Source organism: Streptomyces similanensis (assembly GCF_039543625.1).
In the GTDB taxonomy this organism is placed as follows: Bacteria; Actinomycetota; Actinomycetes; order Streptomycetales; family Streptomycetaceae; genus Streptomyces; species Streptomyces similanensis.
The window spans coordinates 1-970 of the sequence record NZ_BAABKC010000103.1 but is presented as its reverse complement, the minus strand read 5'-3'; the positions used below and the strand labels follow the sequence as shown (position 1 = coordinate 970).

The 970-nt window shown below is 81.2% G+C and carries 1 pseudogene; it reads right to left on the bottom strand.

Annotated elements, in window-relative coordinates:
- Positions 1-527 precede the first annotated feature (527 nt).
- Positions 528-970: pseudogene (locus ABEB07_RS30070) on the bottom strand (translation initiation factor IF-2); the annotation flags it as partial.

Below are 970 nucleotides of genomic sequence, written 5' to 3'. Positions count from 1 at the left end.
GCGGGCGCCGGTTCGAGGGCCGGGGCGGGCGGCCTGGCGGCCCCGGCGGGCGCCGGGGCGGACTTCGGGGCGGGCGCCGGGGCGAAGGGCACGGGACGAACGGCGGTCGCTACGGCGGGAGTTCGCGCCGTGCGCGGTACGGGCGGTGCGGACGGCTCGCGCGCCGGGCGCGGCCTTCGCGGCGTGCGCGGTCCCCGCGGTCCGCGCGCCGGGGACGCCCTCCGGGCCACCCGCCGACGCCGCCTCGCCCATCGCCTGGGCGACGGGTGGCACTTGGTCAGCGCCGGTCGCTTGGGCGGCGTCGGTTGTATGGGCAGCGCCTGACGCGTGCCCGGTGGACGCCACTTGAGCAGTGCCGGATATCGGCGCGGTGTCGGCCGCTTGAGCAGCACCGTTCGTGCGAGCCCCGTCGGCCGCTTGAGCGGCATCAGTCACTTGAGCGGCGTCGATCGAACGGGCGCCCTCGCTCGTGCGGGCGGCGTCGGGCTGTCCGTTTCCGGGCCGGGTGCGCCGGACGTGGCCGGCCATCAGGCCACGGTCCGGGCGGTCGTCGTCACCTGGACGCCGGCGGCGGAGCCGGACCCGGCGTCGCCGGCCGGCACGCCGGTGGGGCCGGGCGAGGTGGCCGGACCGGGAGCCGTTGTCGAGCCGGAGGCGCCGGCCGCCGGTTCGCCGGTGACCGGCACCGGGCTGCTCGGACCGTCCGCGACCGTGCCGGGCGCGTTGGTCGCGGCGCCGCCGCCCCCGCCCGAACCGCTGCCGCCGCTGTCACCGCCGCCGCTCCCGGCGCCCGGGGACGCCGACGGGTCGGGCGCGGTCGGGCCGCTCCCGCCGCTCGGGGTCGGGTCGGCCGGTGGGGAGGCCGGGGGCGGGGTGGGCGCGGTCGTCGGACCGGTCACGCCGCCGGCCGGCGGTTTGGCCCTGCCGGTCGCCGTGGCGTTCGGCGCGGGGCCGGCCGAGGCGCTGCCCG